The sequence below is a fragment of the Agrobacterium sp. ST15.13.015 genome (genome assembly GCF_027871645.1).
GTDB lineage: Bacteria > Pseudomonadota > Alphaproteobacteria > Rhizobiales > Rhizobiaceae > Agrobacterium > Agrobacterium leguminum.
The window spans coordinates 47,230-70,655 of sequence record NZ_JAQAHF010000017.1; the positions used below are offsets into that span (position 1 = coordinate 47,230).

The 23,426-nt window shown below is 60.9% G+C and carries 22 protein-coding genes and 2 pseudogenes; 16 read left to right on the forward strand and 8 right to left on the reverse strand.

Annotated features, from left to right (window positions below):
* Positions 1 to 2: 2 nt before the first annotated feature.
* The 3 genes from repC to repA form a co-directional block, all read right to left on the reverse strand.
* On the reverse strand, positions 3 to 1,337 hold the full coding sequence (gene repC, locus PIB16_RS22160; RefSeq protein WP_192321194.1) for a plasmid replication protein RepC: 1,335 nt from the start codon (positions 1,335 to 1,337) through the stop codon (positions 3 to 5).
* Between the two features lie 231 nt (positions 1,338 to 1,568).
* Positions 1,569 to 2,570: a plasmid partitioning protein RepB gene (gene repB, locus PIB16_RS22165; RefSeq protein ID WP_192321196.1), complete on the reverse strand. Its 1,002-nt coding sequence runs from the start codon at positions 2,568 to 2,570 to the stop codon at positions 1,569 to 1,571.
* Complete coding sequence (gene repA, locus PIB16_RS22170) at positions 2,567 to 3,778, reverse strand: plasmid partitioning protein RepA (RefSeq protein WP_192321198.1); 1,212 nt, start codon at positions 3,776 to 3,778, stop codon at positions 2,567 to 2,569. The genes repB and repA overlap by 4 nt, the downstream gene beginning before the upstream one ends.
* Before the next feature lie 360 nt (positions 3,779 to 4,138).
* On the opposite strand from repA, the gene traI reads away from it, so the two are divergent.
* The 13 genes from traI to PIB16_RS22235 are packed head-to-tail and all read left to right on the forward strand — an operon-like array spanning position 4,139 to position 14,785.
* The gene (traI, locus tag PIB16_RS22175; protein WP_192321199.1) at positions 4,139 to 4,771 is read left to right on the forward strand and encodes an acyl-homoserine-lactone synthase TraI; all 633 of its coding nucleotides are present in this window, start codon (positions 4,139 to 4,141) and stop codon (positions 4,769 to 4,771) included.
* Positions 4,768 to 5,739 carry a P-type conjugative transfer ATPase TrbB gene (gene trbB / locus PIB16_RS22180; protein WP_192321201.1) on the forward strand — a complete coding sequence of 324 codons (972 nt, stop codon included), beginning with the start codon at positions 4,768 to 4,770 and terminating at the stop codon, positions 5,737 to 5,739. Before traI ends, trbB begins: the two co-directional genes overlap by 4 nt.
* On the forward strand, positions 5,729 to 6,136 hold the full coding sequence (trbC, locus tag PIB16_RS22185; protein WP_192321203.1) for a conjugal transfer pilin TrbC: 408 nt from the start codon (positions 5,729 to 5,731) through the stop codon (positions 6,134 to 6,136). Before trbB ends, trbC begins: the two co-directional genes overlap by 11 nt.
* Positions 6,129 to 6,428: a conjugal transfer protein TrbD gene (locus PIB16_RS22190; RefSeq protein WP_192321205.1), complete on the forward strand. Its 300-nt coding sequence runs from the start codon at positions 6,129 to 6,131 to the stop codon at positions 6,426 to 6,428. Before trbC ends, PIB16_RS22190 begins: the two co-directional genes overlap by 8 nt.
* Positions 6,429 to 6,438: 10 nt before the next feature.
* Positions 6,439 to 8,907 (forward strand): conjugal transfer protein TrbE, encoded by a 2,469-nt coding sequence (locus PIB16_RS22195; RefSeq protein ID WP_271046332.1) that lies wholly within the window; start codon positions 6,439 to 6,441, stop codon positions 8,905 to 8,907.
* A gap of 28 nt (positions 8,908 to 8,935) precedes the next feature.
* Entirely contained in the window at positions 8,936 to 9,694 is a 759-nt protein-coding gene (trbJ, locus tag PIB16_RS22200; protein WP_244713402.1) for a P-type conjugative transfer protein TrbJ, read from the forward strand.
* The gene (gene trbK, locus PIB16_RS22205; RefSeq protein WP_112592696.1) at positions 9,691 to 9,924 is read left to right on the forward strand and encodes an entry exclusion protein TrbK; all 234 of its coding nucleotides are present in this window, start codon (positions 9,691 to 9,693) and stop codon (positions 9,922 to 9,924) included. Before trbJ ends, trbK begins: the two co-directional genes overlap by 4 nt.
* Positions 9,918 to 11,111 (forward strand): P-type conjugative transfer protein TrbL, encoded by a 1,194-nt coding sequence (gene trbL, locus PIB16_RS22210; protein WP_112592694.1) that lies wholly within the window; start codon positions 9,918 to 9,920, stop codon positions 11,109 to 11,111. Before trbK ends, trbL begins: the two co-directional genes overlap by 7 nt.
* Before the next feature lie 18 nt (positions 11,112 to 11,129).
* Positions 11,130 to 11,792 carry a conjugal transfer protein TrbF gene (locus tag PIB16_RS22215; RefSeq protein ID WP_112592692.1) on the forward strand — a complete coding sequence of 221 codons (663 nt, stop codon included), beginning with the start codon at positions 11,130 to 11,132 and terminating at the stop codon, positions 11,790 to 11,792.
* Positions 11,793 to 11,806: 14 nt separating this feature from the next.
* Positions 11,807 to 12,652, forward strand: a complete 846-nt coding sequence (gene trbG, locus PIB16_RS22220; RefSeq protein WP_442866792.1) for a P-type conjugative transfer protein TrbG — start codon at positions 11,807 to 11,809, stop codon at positions 12,650 to 12,652.
* The gene (gene trbH / locus PIB16_RS22225) at positions 12,652 to 13,113 is read left to right on the forward strand and encodes a conjugal transfer protein TrbH (protein WP_192321213.1); all 462 of its coding nucleotides are present in this window, start codon (positions 12,652 to 12,654) and stop codon (positions 13,111 to 13,113) included. The genes trbG and trbH overlap by 1 nt, the downstream gene beginning before the upstream one ends.
* Before the next feature lie 12 nt (positions 13,114 to 13,125).
* On the forward strand, positions 13,126 to 14,436 hold the full coding sequence (gene trbI, locus PIB16_RS22230; protein WP_192321215.1) for an IncP-type conjugal transfer protein TrbI: 1,311 nt from the start codon (positions 13,126 to 13,128) through the stop codon (positions 14,434 to 14,436).
* Positions 14,437 to 14,485: 49 nt separating this feature from the next.
* Positions 14,486 to 14,785, forward strand: coding sequence for a transposase (locus PIB16_RS22235; RefSeq protein WP_246765511.1), 300 nt, complete (start codon positions 14,486 to 14,488; stop codon positions 14,783 to 14,785).
* Here the strand turns inward: PIB16_RS22235 and PIB16_RS26725 are convergent.
* A pseudogene (locus tag PIB16_RS26725) lies at positions 14,777 to 14,866 on the reverse strand (IS3 family transposase); the annotation flags it as partial. The gene PIB16_RS22235 and the pseudogene PIB16_RS26725 overlap by 9 nt on opposite strands.
* Here PIB16_RS26725 and PIB16_RS22240 point away from each other — a divergent pair.
* On the forward strand, positions 14,865 to 15,161 hold the full coding sequence (locus tag PIB16_RS22240) for a hypothetical protein (protein ID WP_192321219.1): 297 nt from the start codon (positions 14,865 to 14,867) through the stop codon (positions 15,159 to 15,161). The pseudogene PIB16_RS26725 and the gene PIB16_RS22240 sit on opposite strands and share 2 nt — an antisense overlap.
* A 5-nt stretch (positions 15,162 to 15,166) precedes the next feature.
* Positions 15,167 to 15,642 (forward strand): annotated as a pseudogene (locus tag PIB16_RS22245) (FAD-linked oxidase C-terminal domain-containing protein).
* Between the two features lie 153 nt (positions 15,643 to 15,795).
* On the opposite strand, the gene PIB16_RS22250 reads toward PIB16_RS22245, so the two are convergent.
* From PIB16_RS22250 to alr, 3 genes are read right to left on the reverse strand one after another with little or no spacing between them, the layout of a single operon-like run.
* Entirely contained in the window at positions 15,796 to 16,176 is a 381-nt protein-coding gene (locus PIB16_RS22250; RefSeq protein ID WP_192321225.1) for a RidA family protein, read from the reverse strand.
* 39 nt (positions 16,177 to 16,215) lie between these two features.
* Positions 16,216 to 17,466: a D-amino acid dehydrogenase gene (locus PIB16_RS22255; RefSeq protein ID WP_192321226.1), complete on the reverse strand. Its 1,251-nt coding sequence runs from the start codon at positions 17,464 to 17,466 to the stop codon at positions 16,216 to 16,218.
* Between the two features lie 27 nt (positions 17,467 to 17,493).
* Positions 17,494 to 18,627: an alanine racemase gene (gene alr / locus PIB16_RS22260; protein WP_192321228.1), complete on the reverse strand. Its 1,134-nt coding sequence runs from the start codon at positions 18,625 to 18,627 to the stop codon at positions 17,494 to 17,496.
* A 122-nt stretch (positions 18,628 to 18,749) separates the two neighbouring features.
* On the opposite strand from alr, the gene PIB16_RS22265 reads away from it, so the two are divergent.
* Entirely contained in the window at positions 18,750 to 19,214 is a 465-nt protein-coding gene (locus PIB16_RS22265; protein ID WP_192321230.1) for an Lrp/AsnC family transcriptional regulator, read from the forward strand.
* A 418-nt stretch (positions 19,215 to 19,632) separates the two neighbouring features.
* Here the strand turns inward: PIB16_RS22265 and pyc are convergent, their stop codons facing one another.
* Entirely contained in the window at positions 19,633 to 23,091 is a 3,459-nt protein-coding gene (gene pyc / locus PIB16_RS22270) for a pyruvate carboxylase (protein WP_192321232.1), read from the reverse strand.
* Positions 23,092 to 23,426 lie beyond the last annotated feature (335 nt).

Consider the following 23,426-nt stretch of genomic DNA (forward strand, 5'->3'; position numbering starts at 1 on the left):
CTTCATCGCGATTTTGGCCTCTGCAGGCCCTTTAAGCTCTTCAACAGCGAATCCGACACCTGCAGCCGATCTCTGGCTTCGGCCGCATCATTCGATCGGTCCCTTTCCAAACTGCGATCATCGCTGGAGTTCTGCGCATCGAGCTTTGCCCGCAGCAAGGCCATGACCATCGGCCAGGTCGAGAACTGCCCCTCTTTGGCTCGATCCGTCAGGCTGCGCAAATAGCCGCCGGCGTTGTTGATCTGGCCGGCCTTCTGGTAGATCGCGGCAAGGGTGATCGCCGCATGCTGCTCGCCCATGGCTTCGCGGGCTTCCCGCCAAGCGCTCGGGCTGATCCCCAGCATCGGCCGTGCGATATCCGCCGCCGCCAGCAGGTCGCGCCAGTGCCGGATTGCCCCTCCTTGTGCCAGCTCCCTAATTTCCGGGCAGGCGTCCAGCACGATCCCTAATGGCAACTCCCGTTTCGGCAGGCTCCGCACATTGTCGATTTCTGCAACGGTGCCGCCCGCTTCTGCTCTTTCTCCAAAGCAGTATTCAGATTCAAAAGTAGAGTCTGGTTTTGAATTCTGTATGTGGCGACCGCAATGGGACTCATTGGCGTCCGCATTCTGAACTTTTGCGAAAGATTCCAACACGTCACGAATTTCTGAGCATAGGGCGTGAAGTTCAACGCAAATATCCTCGACGACCTGTCTGGGCGCTGACCGCGGCAGTCGGCTGACAATCGCCTGGTAGGCTAGCTGTATCCTACTCCAATTACCTGGAACTCGCTCCTCGACGCCAACTTCGATGAGCTTTACGATGTCCCGGCGAAGCAGTGTTAGCTGCTCCTTGGCAACCCGGAAAGCCTTCTTCTCAGCAAGGACGGCGTCAGCAATTTCGCGAAATTCTTGCGCACGGGCGACGATCGGCGAAAGATCGAAACCAAAAGCCTGCTCGATTTCTCCCCCCCTGCCCTTGCGGGCGAAGCGCTTGCCGTTGGGGCTGTCGCGACGAATGATCAGACCGCAATCTACTAGGACGGCGATGTGCCTGCGAAGCGTCGTTGGGGGCATGCCATTCGCCCGGGCAGCTAGTTGCTCATTCGACGGCCAGACGACAAGTTCTGCGTCAACGGCGAGTGTGGTTTCCGGATGGAATGACAGCAGGGCGTTGAGGATCGTGAGCGATCGGTCAGTCGCCCCGAGAGGCTCCTTGGCCTCTCGGATGCTTTGGAACACTTGCCACTTTTGGACAGCTGCTTCCGGCTTGACCGCTCTTACTGCGATTTGCCTTGAAATTTGGCCAAGCGTCATCGGCCGCCGCCCAAAAGGCGTCGTTACAACAGTCTCTCTCATGCCTTCGCCTTTAAGCGACGGACAAAGTCGGTTTGGACCGCGAGCTACGATGTTCGGATTTGACAGCCGAATCAGAGAGGGCTATTGTTTCTTCGCTACAAGGAACAAGGGCTCTCGAGTTGGTTTGCCGCTCGGGGGCCTTTCGCTTTTGTCGTTCTTCGCTTCCTTTCCTCTTTTATCCCGATCGAGCGGATCGGCACGCATGCACGAACCTTGGCAGCTGCCAAGATTTTATGAATCTCGACTCGCTTTGTAGCGCTCTACAAGAGCGGGTAATTCACTCCGAACAAACTCAGCGAATCCCGGCGCATGAGTGGGATCCACCGTTATCCGCACTTCGGATGACGTGAAATTCGCGGTCCCGAGTTTACTGCCGCTCGCATCCACAACGTTCACAGTTTCCAACTTTTTCCGCGTTTTCGCGGCAGCTGCGTTTAATGCCAGCACAAATCGGTCATCGGATTTAGAACCCTTGGCATCTGCCAAGGTTTTGCGCACTCGGTCGACAGCGTCGTCGTCAGAGCAGGCCTTTGCCAATGCAGTCCATCGTGTCCGTCCCGCCTTCGGCGCCCGGCCGATCGCTCTCATCACATCTTCCGGTACTATCCGGCAAACCGTTCTGAACCTTGCCAGTTCAGGGTCATCAACGGCCAAAGCCGCACGGATATCGCGAGCTTTGACGCCTGCCGTTTCCATCCCAGCCGCGAACAATGCTTTCTCTGCCCAGGTGAGATCCTGGCGCGCCGAATTCTCCATGCCTTGCGCGATGACAAGCTGCCGATCATCAAGACTTCCAACCTTGGCCTTGACCTTCAATCCAAGCTCGCGTGCGGCGCGCAGTCGTCGGTGTCCATAACTCACCTGATATCGAGCCGGGTCCGCAGGATGCCGCCGCACCAAAATAGGCATCATTTGTCCCTCTGAAGCGATAAGCAACTTGAAGGCTTCGAACGCCTCTTCATCGTCGTCAATCAGCCGGTCAGGGAATGGGGAAGGGTCGACCAATTCCGGATCGAGTTCCAGCTCGCCGCTCGCCTCGAGCTGGGCCTTCAACTCTTCCCTCTCCTCCCGCAATTCTGCGAGCGTGCGCTGTGTCGCACCTATCACCCCAGCAACACGCGAACTCGACGTTGTCGGCTCACTCGGAGCATTTTCTTGCTCTAACTCCCTCTGCTGTGGAGTGTAGGAGGCGAAGTTTGCGAGAATTGATTTCCGTCCGGGTTGCTTGCTCATGGCCTGCCCCAGCTTCGTTCAATCAAATCGACAATTCGCTGATTGACGGAGTCGATCGATTCTCTTGCGCGCTTGACCGTGTTCGCGCCAATGTTCCCTGGCTCCAGTTCATAGAGTGTCCGTTTGGCCAATCCCGCGGTCTCGACAGCACTGCTCTCCACAGCGGTTGGTGTCAAAACATCGTCTCCAAACAAGCTGCGCATCATACCGACGACATGCACCTGTGACTGGTCGTTAGGATCATGACGAGTGATGAGATAGCGAAGGAAGTCCTGCTGCATTTTCGCACCGGCGTCGCGAATGACGCCAATCAGGTCACCCATCATCAACAGGAACTGGCTCATCGACATGACGTCGAGCATGGCGGGGTGGACGGTCACGATGAGCCCTGTCGCGGCATAAATGGCGCCGAGGGTGAGGAACCCGAGGGAAGGGGGGGTATCCAGTACCACTACGTCGTAGTCGCTCTCCACTTCCTCGATGGCAAGCCGGAGCCGTTCAAAGAAGATTTCACCAGTGCCGATACGACGGTCAGCGAGAGCCCGAGGGGTCTCATGCTCATACTCCATCACCTCGATGTTGCCCGGAATCAGATCAATTCCCGCAAAATATGTCGGCCGAATGATGTCACGCATTGCGCGCCGATGCTCGTCGTAGCGCAGCGCTCCATAGATCGTCTCATTGTCATCGACGTCCATCTCCGGCTGGGCCCCAAACATCGCGGACAGTGATGCTTGAGGATCCAGGTCGATGGCGAGGACCCTGAACCCGTGTAGCGCGAGATAGTGCGCCAAGTGGGCGCTGGTTGTCGTCTTCGCGCTACCGCCTTTGAAGTTTGCAACCGCCAGCACCTGCAAATGTTCACCAGTGCGCCTGCGGGGCAAGAAGCGGCGGGCGTCGGACGGACGAGAATGCGCGAATATCTCGCGCAACTCGTTGATCTGCTCCAAGGTGTATGCTCGGTGATTGTTTTCAAGCCGCGCCGGGACTGGACCCTTGCCCTCGATTGACATCGTTCTCAGAGTCGATTCCGGGATGTTCGTGAGCTTGGAAACTTCATTTGTCAGGAAGTAGCGGAGCTGCTTCTGGGCGTTTGGCGGATACATTTGTTCGCGCCGGGCCTGCAACTCGGACGAGAGAGTTCTCGCGTGACGAATGATTTTGTCGGCGGGATCCTCGCCGATTTGTGCTCTCGCTAAGTTCGACATTGTTGCTACTGGACCTTTCTGACGGGCAAAGGCCGATCTAATGCCCTTTTGCCGTCAAAGATAGCGCATGATTCCAGCCGCGCGTCCAGCAGTTTAAGGTTAACGAAACCTTAACACATTTGGCTCTTACCCGTTTGAAACAGCGATTCACGTAACGATTCCCGTAGGTTAGCTAAACCACAGGGGTTAGCACCAATTTTCTCGATCTGCAGATCTGCATGTCTCATCCACATGTGCGAGGGCCTCATCAGCGTCACTAAACCGCGATTCGGCAGAATCACCGATATGCAGATCTGCACATAGCCACAGCCGAACCGTGGTGATTTCTATCGGCGCAAATCGATTCTCACGGAGGGGATCATGCGCTTGATTGCCGTTACGCCGGACCTCCACGGGCAGTATTCCGGCCTGCTCAAAGAGATGCATTGCCTTCGGGCAAATGTCTTCGGATCGCGCCTCGGCTGGGAGGTGACGACCACCGGCCACGGTGAACGGGACGAGTACGACGATCTTAGGCCCACCTATATCCTCGCCACCAAATCCGGCACGGTCTGCGGCTCGGCACGTCTCCTTCCCGCAACCGGCCCCACCATGCTGCAGGACACGTTTCCCCAGTTGCTGGAGGAGGGAGATTTGAAGGCCCGTGCCGGGATGATCGAAAGCTCGCGCTTTTGCGTCGACACCTCGCTTGAGGCGGGGAGGGAAGGGCACCTTCACCTTGCGACGCTAACCATGTTTGCCGGCATCATCGAGTGGTCGATGGTAAACGGCTACAGCGAGATCGTCACCGCGACCGACCTTCGCTTCGAGCGCATCCTGAAACGCGCCGGCTGGCCGATGACGCGACTGGGCAAACCTGTGGCGATCGGCAACACGATGGCGGTCGCAGGCAGCCTGCGGGCCGACTACGCAAGCTTCGAGCGCGTCCGACCGGCCGGTTACCGATCCTCCTTCTCCGGAATCGGTGCCGCCTCGGCCAGGAGCGCGGCATGACCCAGCTTCGTTCTCATTCCCGGCTTGTCCGCAAACTCCAGGACGCGCTTGGCGACCAGCTTTGCGTGGCCCTCGACGACGCGACCGTCGTCGAGATCATGCTGAACCCGGATGGGCGCCTGTTCATCGAACGGCTCGGCCACGGTGTCGCGCCGGCCGGCGAGATGACGCCCGCGGCCGCCGAGGTGGTCATCGGCAGCGTGGCGCATGCGCTGCAGTCGGAGGCCGATCACGAGCAGCCGATCATCTCCGGCGAGTTGCCGATCGGCGGCCATCGTTTCGAAGGCCTGTTGCCGCCTGTGGTTTCCGCACCAATGTTCACGATCCGCCGCCGCGCGTCACGGCTGATCCCGCTCGACGACTATGTGAAGAGCGAGATCATGACCGAGGCGCAGGCCTCGGTGCTCAGAAACGCAATCGCATCGCGCTTGAACATCGTGATCTCCGGCGGAACAGGCTCCGGCAAGACGACGCTTGCCAACGCCGTCATCGCTGAGATCGTCAAAACCGCGCCTGACGATCGCATGGTGATTCTCGAGGACACCGCCGAAATCCAATGCAAAGCCGAGAATGCGGTCCTGCTGCACACCAGCGACAGTGTCGATATGGCGCGGCTCCTCAAAAGCACGATGCGGCTCAGACCCGACCGGATCATCGTCGGCGAAGTGCGCGACGGGGCGGCGCTGACGTTGCTCAAGGCCTGGAACACCGGCCATCCCGGCGGCGTCACCACCGTTCACTCCAATACGGCGATGTCAGCTCTGCGGCGTCTGGAGCAGCTCACGGCCGAGGTGAGCCAGCAGCCGATGCGCGAGGTGATCGGCGAGGCGGTCGATGTCGTTGTCTCGATCGAGCGGAGCGGACGAAGCCGACGCGTCCGCGACGTCATCCATGTTGAGGGGTTCCGGGGCACGACCTATCAGACTGAACATTACGCCCAGATCGATGAGGATATCCATGCCGCCTAAGCGTCATCATGCATTGACCACATGCTTTACCGTTTTCCTGTTGTCGCTGATGCTGGTTTCGCCCGCGCTTGCCTCATCGGGCGGCGGCGGACTGCCTTGGGAAGGTCCGCTCCAGCAGATCCAGCAATCGATCACCGGCCCGGTCGCGGGCTTCATTGCGCTGGCCGCCGTCGCGATCGCCGGCGGCATGCTGATCTTCGGCGGCGAACTCAACGATTTTGCGCGGCGCCTTTGCTACATCGCGCTCGTCGGCGGCGTGCTGCTTGGGGCCACCCAGATCGTCGCCCTATTCGGAGCGACCGGCGCTTCGATCGGAAGCCTCGAGCCGGTGACGTCGGAAACCCCAACCACGCAGACCGCCGTCCTCGGCCGGGAAGGGGAGGGGGCTCATGGCTGAGACCGGCTCCAACCTCGTCCGCTCGCGCATCCACCGCGCCCTGTCGCGCCCCAATCTCCTGATGGGCGCCGATCGTGAACTCGTGCTGCTCTCGGGTCTTGCGGCCGTGATCCTGATCTTCGTCGTGCTCACCTGGTATGCGGCGATCTTCGGGATGGCGCTGTGGCTCGTGGCGATCGGCGGACTTCGCATCATGGCGAAAGCCGATCCGCTGATGCGCCGGGTCTATCTCCAGCACATATCCTACAGGTCCTGCTACCGCGCCACGTCGACGCCGTGGCGGCGCTATTGAGGCCGCGACCATGGTAGCTTTGAAGCCTTTCCGTCCGTCCGGACCCTCGTTTTCCGACCTCGTTCCCTATGCCGGGCTCGTCGACAATGGCGTCATGCTCTTGAAGGACGGCAGCCTAATGGCGGGCTGGTATTTCGCGGGACCGGACAGCGAAAGCTCGACGGAGGCCGAGCGAAACGAGGTCAGCCGCCAGATCAACGCGATCCTTGCCCGTCTCGGCTCCGGCTGGATGATCCAGGTGGAGGCGGTGCGCGTGCCGACGACCGATTATCCGGCCGAGGAGGATTGCCATTTCCCCGATGCGGTGACGCGCGCGATCGACGCGGAGCGGCGGGCGCATTTCGAACGAGAGAAGGGGCATTTCGAAAGCCGGCATGCGCTGATCCTGACCTGGCGGCCACCCGAACCGCGACGCTCCGGACTGACCCGCTACGTCTATTCGGATGCCGCCAGCCGCTCCACCACCTATGCTGACGGAGCGCTCGACGCGTTTTCGAGCTCGATCCGCGAGGTCGAACAGTATCTCGCCAATGTCATTTCCATCCGCCGCATGCTCACGCAGGAGGTCGAGGAGCGCGGCGGTTTGCGGACCGCGCGTTACGACGACCTCTTCCAGTTCATCCGTTTCTGTGTAACCGGCGAAAACCATCCCGTCCGCCTGCCCGACATTCCGATGTATCTCGACTGGCTGGTGACGGCCGAGTTGCAGCACGGGCTGACGCCGACCGTCGAGAACCGGTTTCTCGGCGTCGTGGCGATCGACGGCCTGCCGGCGGAAAGCTGGCCGGGGATCCTCAACGCCCTCGATCTAATGCCTCTCACCTATCGCTGGTCGTCCCGCTTCGTCTTCCTGGACGAACAAGAAGCGCGCGCCCGGCTGGAGCGCACCCGCCAGAAGTGGCAGCAGAAGGTTCGGCCCTTCTTCGATCAGCTCTTTCAGACGCAAAGCCGCTCGCTCGACCAGGACGCCATGCTGATGGTGGCCGAAACGGAGGACGCGATCGCGGAAGCGGCCTCTCAACTCACCGCCTATGGCTACTACACGCCCGTCATCGTCCTCTTCGACGACGAACAGACGCGTCTGCAGGAAAAGTGCGAGGCCGTCCGCCGCCTGATCCAGGCGGAAGGGTTCGGCGCCCGGATCGAGACGCTCAATGCGACCGACGCCTTTCTCGGCAGTCTTCCCGGTGTGTCCTATGCCAATATCCGCGAGCCGCTGATCAACACCCGCAATCTCGCCGATCTCGTGCCATTGAACTCGGTCTGGTCGGGAAGCCCGGTTGCCCCTTGCCCCTTCTATCCGCCGGGAGCACCGCCGCTGATGCAGGTGGCATCCGGCTCGACCCCGTTCCGGTTGAACCTGCATGTCGACGATGTCGGCCATACGCTGGTGTTCGGTCCGACCGGCTCGGGCAAATCAACGCTGCTCTCGCTGATCGCCGCACAGTTCCGCCGCTATGCCGGCGCGCAGGTCTTCGCCTTCGACAAGGGTCGCTCGATGTTGCCGCTCACCGAGTCGGTCGGCGGCAATCATTATGAGATCGGCGGCGATACAAGCGGAGAAGGGGAGGGGGCTTCCGCGAGCCTCGCCTTTTGCCCGCTCGCCGGGCTCGCAACCGATGGCGATCGCGCCTGGGCGGCCGAATGGCTGGAGACGTTGGTGGCTCTTCAGGGGGTCACGGTGACGCCCGACCACCGCAACGCCATTTCGCGACAGATCGGATTGATGGCGAGTTCGCGCGGCCGGTCGCTGTCGGATTTCGTGAGCGGCGTACAGATGCGCGAGATCAAGGACGCGCTGCATCATTACACCGTTGACGGGCCGATGGGCCAACTGCTCGACGCGGAAGAAGACGGCCTGACGCTCGGCGCCTTCCAGTGCTTCGAGGTGGAAGAGCTCATGAACATGGGCGAGCGCAACCTGGTGCCGGTGCTCACCTATCTGTTCCGCCGGGTCGAGAAGCGGCTGACGGGCGCCCCAAGCCTCATCATCCTCGACGAGGCCTGGCTGATGCTCGGCCATCCACTCTTCCGCGACAAGATCCGCGAATGGCTGAAGGTGTTGCGCAAGGCTAATTGCGCGGTGGTGCTAGCCACCCAATCGATCTCGGATGCGGAACGCTCCGGCATCATCGATGTCCTGAAGGAAAGCTGCCCAACCAAGATCTGCCTGCCGAACGGGGCGGCGCGTGAACCCGGCACGCGGGAATTCTACGAGCGGATCGGCTTCAATGAACGGCAGATCGAGATCGTCGCAACCGCGCTTCCGAAGCGCGAATATTACGTCTCGTCACCAGACGGACGCCGGCTCTTCGACATGGCGCTCGGTCCGGTGGCGCTCTCCCTCGTCGGCGCATCCGGAAAGGAAGACCTGAAGCGCATCCGTGCGCTTCGCCTCGAACACGGGGCCGACTGGCCTCTTCACTGGCTGCAGCAAAGGGGGATTGCCCATGCGCAAACATATCTTCACAGCGCCTGACCGGCGCATCACCGTTGCCGCCCTGGCGATGGCTGTCGTCGCGTCGGTCTCGATGCCTGTCCCGGTCCGGGCGGGTGGTGTGACCGGCGAGGCGACGGAGTTCACCCAGCTCGCCAACAATGCCGAGCTGATCTCGCTGGTCGGCAAATCGGCCGAGCAGGTGAACAACCAGATCACCCAGATCAATCAGCTGGCCGAGCAGATCCAGAACCAGCTGAGGATCTACGAAAACATGCTGCAGAACACGGCGCAGCTGCCGACCCATGTCTGGGGTGAGGTCGAAAGCGATCTCAACAGTCTCAAGAGCATCGTCGGGCAGGGGCAGGGGATCGCATTCTCGATGGGCAATATCGATGACACGCTCAGGCAACGGTTCCAGAGCTATGCCGAGTTGAAGAGCGGCCTGCCCGACCAGGCGAGTTTTTCCACCACCTATCAGTCCTGGTCCGACACCAACCGGGACACGATCGCCGGCACGCTGAGGGCAGCCAATCTGACCGCCGAGCAGTTTTCCACCGAAGAGAGCACGATGTCCTCACTGCGGTCCATGTCCGAAAGCGCCGACGGCCAGATGAAGGCGCTCCAGGTCGGCCATGAGATCGCCACCCAGCAGGTGGCGCAGATGCAGAAGCTGCGCGGACTCGTCTCGCAACAGATGACCATGATGGGGACCTGGTATCAGTCGGAACAGGCGCAAAAGGACTTGGCCCAGGCGCGGCGCGAACAGTTCTTTAACGCGCCCGAGACCGATATCCGCGGCGGCCAGACGATGGAGCCGCGCTGGTGAGCCCGCGTCTGATCATTGCCCTTGCGCTCGCGGCCATCGTCGCGCTTGGCGCCGGAGTGAGCTGGATCTTGATCCAGCCTCGGGCCGTCGCCCAGTCTGGCGTCGGAGCCGGCGCATCCGCCACGCATCCTGTCTCCGACGCCGATCGTCGGAAATATCGGGAAAAGTTCTTCAGCATCGATCCGGAGCGCGACGTGCGCGGCGGGCAGGAGATGAAACCCCGATGGTGATCGTCCGACCCTCCCGCAGACTCGAACTCGTCTTTATCGCGATCGCCATCGTCCTGCTGGCGACCGCGCCGGCCTTTGCGCAGCAGGGCGCGGTCCTCACCACCCTCGAGAACCAGGTTTCGGCCGCGGCCAAGGGATGGGAAACGACGATCATGAACGCCGCGCGGTCGCTGTTCTGGATTCTCGCCGGCATCGAGGTCGGGATTGCCGCCGTCTGGCTTGCGATCAACGCCGCCTCGCTCGATGCCTGGTTTGCCGAACTCGTCCGTCGCATCCTGTTCATCGGGCTTTTCGCCTTCATCCTCGATCAGGGGCCGGCCTTCGGCAAGGCGATCGTCGACAGCCTCTACCAGATCGGCGCCGGCGGTGGATCGGCATCGCCGGCGAATATCTTCGACGCCGGCATTCGCGTCGCCTCGAAAATGTCGGAACAGGCGAAGTTCGGCGTCTTCGAGGACAATGCGCTGGCGATCGCCGCCGTCTTCGCCATGATCGTGGTCGTCGTCTCCTTCTCGCTTGTCGCCGCGATCTTCGTCGCCGTCATGGTGGAAATGTATATCGGCCTGCTCGCCGGCATGATCATGCTCGGGCTCGGCGGTTCGTCCTATACGAAGGATTTCGCGATCCGGTATCTCGTCTATGCCTTCAGCGTCGGCATGAAGCTGATGGCACTGGTGATGATCGCCAAGATCGGTTCCGACATCCTGCTGGGCCTTGCCGAAGCTCCGACCGCGACCTCCGACCAGTTCATCACGACGCTCGCGATCGCCGGCATTTCCGTCGTGGTGTTCGTCATCGCCATGTATGTGCCGCCGATCATCCAGGGCGTGGTACAGGGCGCGTCGGTCTCCGGTGGCATGGAGGCGATCCGCCATGGCGGACAGGCTGCCTCGTTTGCAGCGGGTGCGGCCTTCCTCACCACCGGGGCCGCAAACAGGGGTTACCAGGCAGCGGGCGCGGCAAGAGCCGGCGGAGCCTCGCTTGCGGGTGCGGCGCTGAAAGGTATGGAAGCCGGTATCGGCGGGGCAGCCGGCGCCATCGGATCGGCGGCGAAGGAAAAGGCGATCGCCTCGCCCGGCGCCTATGCGGGCTCATTGCTCGGTCTTGCCAACGCCAAGCTCGACCAGTCGCGCAAATCCGGCAAGCCGGCGACATCGCCTCCGCCGCCCCTCCCCGAAAACACCTAACCGAAAGCTGATGCCCGCATGTCTCACCGCATTCCGCCCGACAACCCCTATCTCGCTGCCCGCAACGAATGGAACGAGCGCTACGGCTCCTATGTGAAGGCGGCGTCATCATGGCGCATCGTCGGTATCACTGGCATGGTCATGGCGGTCATCGGCTTTTCCTATGCGCTTTATCAGAGCACCGAGGTCAAGCTCGTTCCCTATATCGTCGAGGTCGACAAGCTCGGCTCGGCGGTGACGACCGGATTCCCGCAACAGATCGAATATGCCGACCCGCGCGTGGTGCGCGCCACCCTTGCCGGCTTCGTGTCGAACTTCCGCTCCGTGACGCCCGACGCCGTGGTCCAGAAGCGGTATATCGACCGGACCTATGCGCTGCTACGAACCTCCGATCCGGCGACCGAAAAGATCAATGCCTGGTTCCGGTCGAACTCGCCCTTCGAAAAGGCGAAATCCGCGACGGTCGCCATCGAGGTCAACAATGTCGTGGCGCTCTCGAACCAGTCCTACCAGATCGACTGGACCGAGTTCGAACGCGACCGCAAGGGCAAGGAAACGGCCCAACGCCGCTTTCGCGGCATCGCCACGGTGACACTCACCCCGCCCCAGGACGAGGCCGTCATCCGCCTCAACCCGATCGGTCTTTATCTCCGCGACTTCGACTGGACTGCACAGCTTTGAAAGGCCGGCCAATGATGATTATGAGAACGACCATCCGCCGCGCCGGACCGATGCTTGCGCTGGCAAGCGGCCTGATCCTCGCTGATGCCGTATCCACCGCGGCGCTTGCCGCTGACGTCTCCGCCAACGAGGCGAAGGGGATCGACATTTCCGGCAAGTGGCGGGGCCACCGCGGGCTGGTGACGAGGGGTGAAGACGGCAAGGTCATTTTCCTCTATGGCGAGGTCCAGCCCTCGGTCGTCTGCTCCCCCTTGCAGGTCTGCGACATCGAGCTGCAGCCGGGTGAAGTGGTACGCGATGTGCTCGTCGGCGATACGGTGCGCTGGAAGGTCGAACCTGCGACATCGGGGGCTGCCGGCGGCCAGGCGATCCATCTGATCGTCAAGCCGTCAGAGCCAGGCCTTGTCACCTCCATGGTGGTGACGACCTCTCGGCGCACCTACCATATCCAGCTCAAATCCCATCCGACCCAATATATGGCACGCGTAGGCTTCGAATATCCCGAGGACGTGTCGGCCAAACTCGCAGACATCAATGCGAGACTGGAGGCGAGCACCATTCCTGGCGCCGGCATCCCCCCGGAGCGGCTGAGTTTTGCCTATTCCGTCTCGGGCAGCGCCGGCTGGCGGCCGACGCGCGTCTATAGCGACGGCGAGAAGACCTACATCCAGTTTCCGCGCAGGATCTCTGGCGAGGATGCGCCGGTTCTGTTCGTCGTTTCCGGTGGGCAGAACCGGATCGTCAATTACCGGATGAAGAACGACATGATGATCGTCGACTACAATGTCGACCGCGCTGTGCTCGTCTCGGGTGTCGGCTGGAGACAGCAGAAGGTCACGATCAGACGAGGAGGGCGGTGATGCGCATCCTCCTTCCCCGCCTCCTCCGCAGCTTAGCCTCGGCTTGCACCCTCGTCCTCCTCCTTTCCGGATGCCAGTCGTCGGGGGTCGGCGGGCTTTTGGAGAGCGACGCGCGGCCGTACATCTCCGGTCCGGCGGCAAGTGCGATCGCCGGCGACATGGTGAGCCAGCTCGCCGAACAGATCGGACCGGGCAAGGCGACGATTGTACTGAAACCCGATGGCTCGCCCTTCGGACAGGCGCTGGAAGCGGCGCTGAAAGGCTGGGGCTATGCCGTCGTCACCGACCAGAAGACGGATCAAGGCACAAACGTCATTCCGCTCGCCTATGTGGTCGTGCCCTTCGAGGGACAGGTGCTCGCCCGGCTCTCGACCGATACGGTCGAACTCGGACGCGCCTATGCGATAACGGCCAACGGTGCTGCGCCGGCAAGCGCGCTTTCGCTCCTGAAACGCGGTTGAGGGGAGGATACCATGGTACAGTCCCTCAAACTTGGCGCCGCCGCCAACGAGCAGGCGCAAACGGGCATGCGCCGGATCAATCGTCTGCCGATCGTCATCGTGATCGTGCTGGTGACCGCCTTCCTCGGCATCATCTTCTACGGGCTTTCCACGCGCGGACTGTTCTTCAACAAGGATGCGGGCCTGGAGACCAGCAGCGGAACGCCCGCCTCGACCTTCGCCGATCAGATAAAGCGCGGTGTCACAGACGGCATCATTGGCGATCCCGAACAGCAGATGACGTTCCAGCCGACGCCGGTCGAGAAAAGCGATGACAAATCCGCCAATCCCTTTGTGGCGCAACCGGCGAGCAAGGAAGAGACACCAAAGACGCAGGAACTCGAACCGCAGGCGGTCTGGCGGGCGCGTCTGCAGCGTGAGCAACAGGAGCAATATCTACGCGAGCGACAACGGCAGCGTATGGCACGGCTGCAGGCGAGCGATGCCGCCTATGACGCCCCGATCGCGATCGACCGCGGCAAGCTGCAGACGAATGCGAAATCAAGCGATCAGGCATCGGCCGACAAGAGCACAGTGGCGTCGAACACCAGCGCCGCCTTGCCCGACCTTTATGCCACAGCACTCCAGAACGGCCTGACCGGCCAGGACGCCGATCAGAATGGCCAACGCTCGAAAGAGGATTTCTTCAACAGCGATCTCAAGGAGCTCGGCTATCTGCCCAATCGCGTCGTGCCGCAACAATCGCTCTTTGAGCTGAAGCGCGGTTCGGTGATCCCGGCGACGCTGATCACGGGCGTCAATTCGGACCTTCCGGGCCGCATCACGGCGCAGGTCAGCCAGAACGTCTATGACAGCGCCACCGGCCACCGGCTGCTGATCCCGCAAGGCGCCAAACTGTTCGGCCGATATGACAGCAAGGTTTCGTTCGGGCAAAGCCGCGTTCTGGTTGTCTGGACTGACCTGATCTTCCCGAACGGCTCAACACTGCAAATCGGCGGCATGGCCGGCACGGATGCCGAGGGATATGGCGGCTTCCATGACAAGGTGAACAACCATTACTTCCGAACTTTCGGTTCGGCGGTGCTAATCGCGCTGATCGGGACAGGCATCGATGCCTCGATGCCTGAAAGCTCGACCCTGGCGACACAAGAGACGGCCTCGGATGCCGCAAGGCGGAATTTTGCGGAAAGCTTCGGGCGCGTCGCCGAGCAGACGATCAGCCGGAACCTCAATGTTCAGCCCACGCTGGAGATCCGGCCCGGATACAAGTTCAACGTCGTGGTCGATCAGGACATGGTGTTTCCTAGCTCATACAGGAATTGATCATAAGCGCGAATTTCCGTGCACCTTTTGTCCTTGAGTGCCGTGCTGCATGAAGTGTCCACCTAACGGAGATGGACACCAAGTGATTGAGAGTGATGAAGGTCGGCTGGTTATCCGGCGGATTTTGCGAAACGGCGGACAGCGGCATGACGCAGCGTCGGAGGCACGCCTTGTTGCGGCGAGCCTCGAGCCGGCTGCGTCGGTTTCGCGGATTGCACTGGACCACGGTATCAATGCCAACCTTTTGAGGAAATGGATCAAGCAAGCAAGAGAGGCTGGTCGTAAACGTCGGCCCTCGGCATCGGCGTTTTGGCCTACTGCCGGGTTTTCGGACACCGAGTTAAGCTAATCCGACCTTGTTTTCAAATTCCATCGGGCTGAGATAGCCCAGTGTCGAATGGCGTCGCTTCGGATTGTAGAAGCGCTCGATGCTCGGCATCATTACCCGAGCGGTTCTCCGCCTGGTCGAATTGGAACCGGCAAGAGCTGTCGCCTTGCTGTTGGTTCAAGATGTTGCTGCTGCGCGCCAAGTGTTCCGATCTTTGGAGCGCAAGAAAGGTCTCGCCGCTATCGAGGGGATGTGGCCAGACTATTGGAGATTCGCTAAGCAAGTGACAGGTCTTGATCCCTTGCAAAAGATCCCGGTCAACGACCAACTCGTCCTTCTGGTAAAACCCGCGGATGGGAGGGGACTGCGCTGTCCAACGCACTTCTTGCCGGTCTGAAGGCAATGGCAGAGCGAGGAGTGATTCTTGATAGGGTGGTCGCCCAATCCGAATCTCAAGCGAACGACTTCTGGGCTCTGCGCGAGGCCAATACGGAACTCTTCCGTTACTTTCCAACACTTCACGGTTTCGATATCAGCATTGGCGTGAGCGAGACGGAGACGTTGCTGAGAACGATCAGCAGCGTACTCGGGCCAAAGCGCGAAACCTTGTGGTTCGGTCATTTGGGAGATGGAAACTGCACTTGTCCGTGAGCAGCGCTGAATCTGACCTCGATCAAGAGATCGAGATTGCCGTCTATGGAGCCGTTCGAGAGCTGGGGGGCTCGGTTTCTGCAGAACATGGGATCGGGTCCGACAAGCTGCCGTGGCTCCGGTACAGCCGAAACGGATCCGAAATCAAACTGATGCAGTCCATTCGAGAACTGATCGATCCCAACGGAATCATGAATCCCGGTCGTACTATTCCGATGGAACAGTGAAAGTCTGGCAGGCCAGAAGGCACGCGACGCAGGACAGATACAGGGGAAGCTTCAAACCGGATTGCGCATCGCTTGCGTCAACTTATTATACAGGTGACACAAGCGTGAATTGGAACGTTGCCGATCGTGATTTGGCAAATCTTGGCTAGTGCCTTACGGCAGAGCAAGGACTGCTTCGATCTCAACCTTAGCACCCTTCGGCAGGGCTGCGACTTCATAGCATGCTCTAGCGGGATACGGCTTCCTGAAGAAGGTGGAATAGACACGATTCACGTCTGCGAATTGTCCTATGTCGGTAAGGAGAACTGTCGTCTTTACTGTCGCTGCCAGATCCGTTCCGGCGGCCTTTGCAATCGCTTCGATATTGCGAAGGCACTGCTCTGCCTGAACAACTGGGTCATCGGATTTGAATTCACCGGTCGAAGGATCGATTGGAAGCTGACCCGAGACAAACAGGAGATTTCCAACCCTGATTGCCTGCGAGAATGGGCCAACGGCACCGGGAGCATCAGTTGTAGAGATTTCAGTCAGCATTTGCGTCTCCTGCGTTTGTAAGGTTTGAATGACGATGAATCAGGCGTAGCGGCTGATCGCGAGGTCGGTTGCATCGATTTCAGCCTTGCGGCCGCTGACCAGATCGCTGATGACGCGGGCGGAGCCGCAGCTCATCGTCCAGCCGAGCGTGCCGTGGCCAGTGTTGAGGAACAGTCCCTGGACTTTTGTCGGACCGATAACGGGTGTGCCATCCGGCGTCATTGGACGAAGACCGGACCAGAAGAGCGCCTGGGACACGTCCCCACCGGGGAAGAGATCGGTTACGGAATGCTCGAGCGTGCGGCGGCGGGTAGCACCGAGGTCGTTGGTATAGCCTGAGATTTCGGCCATACCGCCGACGCGGATGCGGTCGCCGAGGCGGGTGATGGCGATCTTATAGGTTTCGTCCATGACGGTCGATTCCGGTGCGCGGGTGGCATCCGTGATCGGGATCGTCAGGGAGTAACCCTTGACCGGATAGACCGGTAGCTTGATGCCGACCTGCTTGAGCAGCAACGGCGAATAGCTCCCGAGCGCCACGACCACGGCATCGCCGTGCACCGGCGCTCCGTCCGTCACGATGCCACGTACGCGGCCGCTTTCGATGTCGAAGCCCTTGACGGTGGTGCCATACCGGAACCAGACGCCAAGTGCCGCGGCCTTTTCGGCCAGCGCATTGGTGAACTTGAAGCAGTCTCCTGTTTCGTCCTTTGGCGTCAGCAGACCCCCGACGATCTTTTCGCGGACGTGCCGGAGAGCCGGTTCAACCCGAATGCAGCCATCCGGATCCAGAACTTCATATGGGATGCCGTCTGCGGCAAGCGCCTTCACGTCCTTGGCGGAAGCGTCGAGCTGGTCCTGCGTGCGGAAAAGCTGCAGCGTTCCCTGCATGCGCTCGTCATAGGCAAGGCCCGTTTCCTCGCGCACGGCGGCAAGAGCCGTCCGGCTGTAGTCGGCGAGGCGGAGCATGCGGCTCTTGTTGATCGCGTAGCGCTCCGTGGTGCAGTTCGCCAGCATCTTGAACATCCACGACAGCATGGCCATGTCGAGTTTCGGACGCAGGATCAGCGGCGCGTGTTCCATGAACAGCCACTTCATGGCTTTCAGCGGAATACCGGGTGCGGCCCAGGGGGAGCAATAGCCGAACGATACTTCGCCGGCATTGGCGAAGCTTGTTTCGAGTGCCGGGCCGAGCTGGCGGTCAACGACGATGACCTCATGTCCGGCCTTCGCGAGCTGATAGGCGGACGTCACGCCGACTACGCCGGCGCCAAGTACGATGACTTTCATGAATGCCTCAATGACGGAAGAGAATTGTTAGCGGTATTGGCGACGGTAGCGATGGCCGAGACTGGTCAGCATTTCGTAGGAGATCGTTCCGGCGTCTGCCGCCAGCATCTCCAGCGTCTGGCTCGGGCCGATGACTTCGACCAGGCTGCCCAGTGAAAGCGTGCCGGCGGGCAGGGCGGAAATATCGATCGTTATGCTGTCCATCGATACGCGGCCGACGATCGGCAGGCGCACGCCATTGTAGTAGACGGCGCCGCGATCGCTGAGGCTGCGCGGCAGCCCGTCGGCATAGCCGGCAGCAAGCGTCGCAAGCCGTGCCTCGGTCTTGGTAACATGTGTTGCGCCATAGCCGACCCGAGCCTCGGCGGGAACGGTCCGGGTCTGGATCACCGCCACGTCGAGGCGGACAACTGGTTCCATCGAATTGGTTCCGCCGTTGTTCGGCGCGCCGCCATAAAGGACGATACCAGGGCGAACGAGCGTGCCGTGATATTCGCTGCCGAGGAAGACACCGCCTGAATTGGCAAAGCAGACGCTGAATGCAGGAAACTCTTCAGCGATCTGGCGCATTTCCGAGAGCTGGTCGCCGTTCTGCTGGCTATCTGCGTCGTCGGCCGAGGCCAGATGGCTCATGATAAACAGGATTTCGATGTCCTGATTGTTACGCAGTTCTTCGGCCAGAAGGGCGCGTTCTTCCGGCGGAAAGCCCAGCCGCGACATGCCGGTGTCGAATTGCAGTACGGCGGGCAGACGATGACTGAGCGCGCGTGCGGTCGCGGTCCATCGGTGCAGCTGTTCCATCGAGTTCAGCACCGGAATGATGCCGGCCTCCGCAGCTGGTGGTTCGTTGCCCGGCTGAAGACCGTTGAGGACAAAGATGCGGGCTTCCTCGGAAAGGTGTGGCTTGATCTCGGTCGCCTCGCAGAAGTGAGCGACGAAGAAATGCCGGCAGCCGGCGGCAAAAAGCGTGGCTGCGACTTTCGTGGCGCCTAGTCCGTAGGCGTCGGCCTTGATCACTGCGGCCGCCTTCGCCGGGGAAACCGAGGCGGAAAGCTTCTCGTAGTTACGGCGGAGGCCGCCGAGATCGATGGTAAGATAGCCGGATGCTCCAACTGCACTCGTCATCTCGCGAATGCAGAAGTGCGGAATCACACTGTTCATGCCTTGCCCTCGTTTCCAGAAGTCTATTGAAACGATTGACAAATTTCCTGCCACTGTGCAGTTTATTATTGCCTATTTGTCCATACTCCGCAATTATCAGCGAGTTTTTGGAATATTCTGCAATGTCCTCAATCGACGCGATCGACCGAAACATTTTGCGGTTCCTTCGACTGAACGCTCGCATGAGCAATGTCGATCTCGCTGCCGAAGTGGGGCTTTCCCCCTCCGCGTGCTTGAGACGAATAAAAAACTTGGAACATGCCGGGATCATCCGCGGCTACACGACACTAGTCGATGCGTCGAACGCAGAGGCTACAATCGCCGTCATCATCAACATCACTCTAGAAAAGCAGACCGAAGACTATTTGGATCGCTTCGAAGCTGCCGTCCGAAAGCACCCAGAGGTCCGCGAATGTTATTTGATGACTGGCGGCTCGGACTACTTTCTTCGGGTGGACGTCGCGAATGCGGGCGAGTTTGAAGGCATTCATAAAGAAATCCTATCGAAGTTGCCCGGCGTCCAGCGGATTCATTCCAGTTTCTCAATCCGCAATGTATTGGCAAACCAAGATCGAAACCGACGTTGAATTCTGGAGACCCGCCCAGGCAACTTCTCGAAGGGCCTCCTTTGGCACGACAAAAGCGTAGTGCGGGCAGGTCACCATTGGATGCTGCTGACTATGACAAGCAGAAAATGCGTGATGTCAGAGCTCGCTGACAGAGCTGGTCACAACCCGGTCTATCTGCCCGACGTATCAGTTGGAGTACGGCGTCCGCCATTTGAGCAGAATTCGACTACAGCGCTCACGAACTGCCTAATCATCGGTACATGGCGGCGAGCGTCCCACGCAACGCTGATCTCAAAACTCGCGTGAGGATCGGAGATCGGAACCGCGACAATGTCTGGAGGAAACACGTCTTGGATAGCCGCACCGTAGAGCGTGATTCCGCGCTGAAGGGATACGAGTCGCAGAAGCACGGGTATGCCGTCTGTCTCCGATCGCCTCAACTCCAAGAAACAAGCAGGTCCTTCGCGTCGATCTGGTCGCCGGCCTTGACCAGCACTTCCGAGATCGTACCGTCGCGGTCGGCGTGCAGCGCCGTCTCCATCTTCATCGCCTCGATCGACAGCAGCACGTCACCGGCCTTGACCGACTGGCCCGCAGCCACGGCCACGGTCGAGATGACGCCCGGCATCGGCGCGCCGACATGACCGGCATTCGCCGGATCGGCCTTGCGGCGTGCCGCGCTGCCGGCCGCACCATGGGCGCGATCCGGGACCTTGATGCGGCGCGGCTGGCCGTTGAGTTCGAAGAACACCGTCACCATGCCCTTGTCGTCGGTGGCACCCATGGCCTGGTTGACGACGACAAGCGTCTTGCCCTTTTCGAGATCGACGAACAGTTCCTCGCCGGCCGGCAGACCGTAGAAGTAGTAGGGCGTCGGCAGCACGGAGACCGGACCGTAGGTGTCGGCGGCCAGCGCATAGTCGGTGAAGACCTTCGGATACATCAGGAAGGAAGCGAGCTCGATGTCGCTGATCTTGCGGTCGAGCTTCTCCTCGATCGCCTTGCGCTCGGCTTCGAGGTCGGTGTCTTCGAGCAGCGAGCCCGGACGCACGGTGTAGGGCTGTTCGCCCTTCAACGCCTTCTTCTGCAGACCCTCCGGCCATCCGATCGGCGGCTGGCCGAGATCGCCGCGCAGCATAGAGACGACTGACTCCGGGAAGGACACGTCCTTCGCCGGATCGACGACGTCTTCAACCGTGAGATCCTGGCTGACCATCATCAGCGCCATGTCGCCGACCACCTTGGAGGACGGTGTCACCTTGACGATGTCGCCGAACATCTGGTTCGCATCGGCATAGGCCTGGGCCACTTCGTGCCAGCGGGTCTCGAGGCCGAGCGAACGGGCCTGCTCCTTGAGATTGGTGAACTGGCCGCCCGGCATTTCGTGCAGGTAGACTTCGGAAGCCGGCCCCTTGAGGTCACTTTCGAAGGCGGCATACTGGTTGCGCACGGCCTCCCAGTAGAACGACAGGCGACGGATCCAGTAGGGGTCGAGACCCGGATCGCGTTCCGAACCGCGCAGCGCCTCGACGATCGAGCCAAGACACGGCTGCGAGGTATTGCCCGACAGGCTGTCCATCGCCGCATCGACCGCATCGACGCCCGCCTCGACGGCGGCAAGAACAGTCGCGGCCGAAATGCCCGAGGTGTCGTGCGTGTGGAAATGGATCGGCAGGCTGGTCGCTTCGCGGAGCGCCTTGAACAGGATCCGCGCCGCAGCGGGCTTCAGGAGGCCGGCCATGTCCTTGACCGCGATGATATGCGCACCGGCCTTTTCCAGTTCGGCCGCCAGCGCGGTGTAGTACTTGAGATCGTATTTCGGCCGGGCGGAATTGAGGATGTCACCCGTATAGCAGATGGCTGCCTCGCAGAGCTTGTTCTCCTCCGCCACGGCATCCATCGAGACGCGCATGTTCTCGACCCAGTTCAGGCAGTCGAACACGCGGAAAAGATCGATGCCGCCGGCTGCGGCCTGGCGCACGAAATACTTCACGACGTTGTCGGAATAGTTCTTGTAACCGACGCCGTTCGCCCCGCGCAGCAGCATTTGCAGCAGCAGGTTCGGCGCACCCTCGCGCACGAGCGCGAGACGCTCCCACGGGTCCTCCGTCAGGAAGCGCATGGATACGTCGAAGGTCGCACCGCCCCAGCATTCGAGCGAAAGGAGGTTCGGCAGGGCCCGCGCGTAGGCACCTGCGGCACGCGCGATGTCATAGGTGCGCATGCGGGTCGCCAGCAGCGACTGATGGCCATCGCGCATCGTCGTGTCGGTAACGAGCACGCGGGTCTCATTGCGCATCCATTCGGCGAATTTGACCGGGCCGAGCGTGTCGAGCAGCTGCTTGGTACCGTCCGGGATCGGCGCGTCGATGTAGGGTACGACGGGCTCGGCCGCGTCCTCGGGCGGACGCGGGCGACCCTTGGCTTCCGGATGCCCGTTGACGGTCACGTCGGCAAGATAGGTCAGGAGCTTCGTTGCACGGTCCTGGCGCTTCACCTGGGCGAAAAGCTCAGGCGTCGAGTCGATGAACCGGGTGGTGTAGCTGTTGTCGCGGAATTTCGCGTGACCGATGATCGCCTCGAGGAAGGTGAGGTTGGTCGCCACGCCGCGGATACGGAATTCGCGCAGCGCACGGTCCATGCGCTGGATCGCCTCCTGCGGCGTCGGCGCCCAGGCCGTGACCTTTTCGAGCAGCGGATCGTAGTAACGGGTGATGACTGCGCCCGAATAGGCCGTGCCGCCGTCGAGGCGGATGCCGAAGCCTGTCGCACCACGATAGGCGGTGATGCGGCCGTAGTCCGGGATGAAGTTGTGCTCGGGGTCCTCGGTGGTGATGCGGCACTGCAGCGCATGGCCGTTCAGCCGGATGTCCGACTGGGCCGGAACGCCGGATTCCGCCGTTCCGATCGCGTGTCCGTCGAGGATGTGGATCTGCGCCTTGACGATGTCGATGCCGGTCACGACTTCGGTGACCGTGTGCTCGACCTGGATGCGCGGGTTGACCTCGATGAAGTAGAACTTACCGCTGTCGGCATCCATCAGGTATTCGACGGTGCCGGCGCCCACATAGTTCGTGGCCTGGGCGATCTTCAGCGAGTAGGAGGCAAGCTCCTGCCGCTGTGCCTCGCTAAGATAGGGAGCGGGAGCGCGTTCGACGACCTTCTGGTTGCGGCGCTGGATTGAGCAGTCGCGCTCGAACAGATGGACCACGTTGCCGTGCATGTCGCCGAGAATCTGGCTCTCGACGTGACGGGCCTTCTCGACCAGCTTTTCAAGATAGACTTCGTCCTTGCCGAACGCTGCCATCGCTTCGCGCTTCGCCTCGGTGACTTCGCGAGCCAGGTCCTTCGGGTCACGGATCGCACGCATGCCTCGGCCGCCACCGCCCCAGGATGCCTTGAGCATCACCGGATAGCCGATCTCCTCGGCCATGCGGGCGACTTCCGCCATATCATCGGGCAGCGGATCGGTCGCCGGAACCACAGGGACGCCGACAGAGATCGCAAGATTGCGCGCCGCCACCTTGTTTCCGAGCTGCCGCATGGTCTCCCCGCGCGGTCCGATAAAAGTAATGCCTGCATCGTTGCAGGCATCGACAAACTCGGGACTTTCGGAAAGGAGGCCATAGCCCGGATGAATGGCGTCCGCGCCCGAAAGCTTGGCCACACGGATCACCTCATCGATCGACAGGTAGCTTTCGATCGGTCCGAGTTCACGGGCCAGGTGAGGGCCACGTCCAACCTGATAACTCTCGTCTGCCTTGAATCGATGGAGGGACAGTTTGTCCTCCTCCGCCCATATCGCAACCGTCTTCAAGCCAAGTTCATTGGCCGCGCGGAACACGCGAATGGCAATTTCGGATCGATTGGCGACTAGGATCTTGGATATGGGCAAGTCGGACTCCTCAATGACTTGATGAACATGTGGTCTCGGAGACCGTAGGGACTTACAGCGGTTGCCACTGGCATTCTCAGCTATTATCTAGCCTACGTCGCAAAGCTTCGTAGCCAGCGGGCAAAAATGCGCCCGCATCCCACCGGTCTGCGACTGCCCGCGGAAGAAAGCGCCTGTCGCCGTTCAGACGACAGGCAAGTTGGCCCAGGGGGCGGGGAACTTAATCCGTTGAGAAACAGGAAAGTTGGTGCCGCGCGGCACATCACCGCCTGCAAGAAGTTATTGTTCATCAGATTCTTCCGTGACAGAACTTGTGTGTACTCGTGGACATCTCG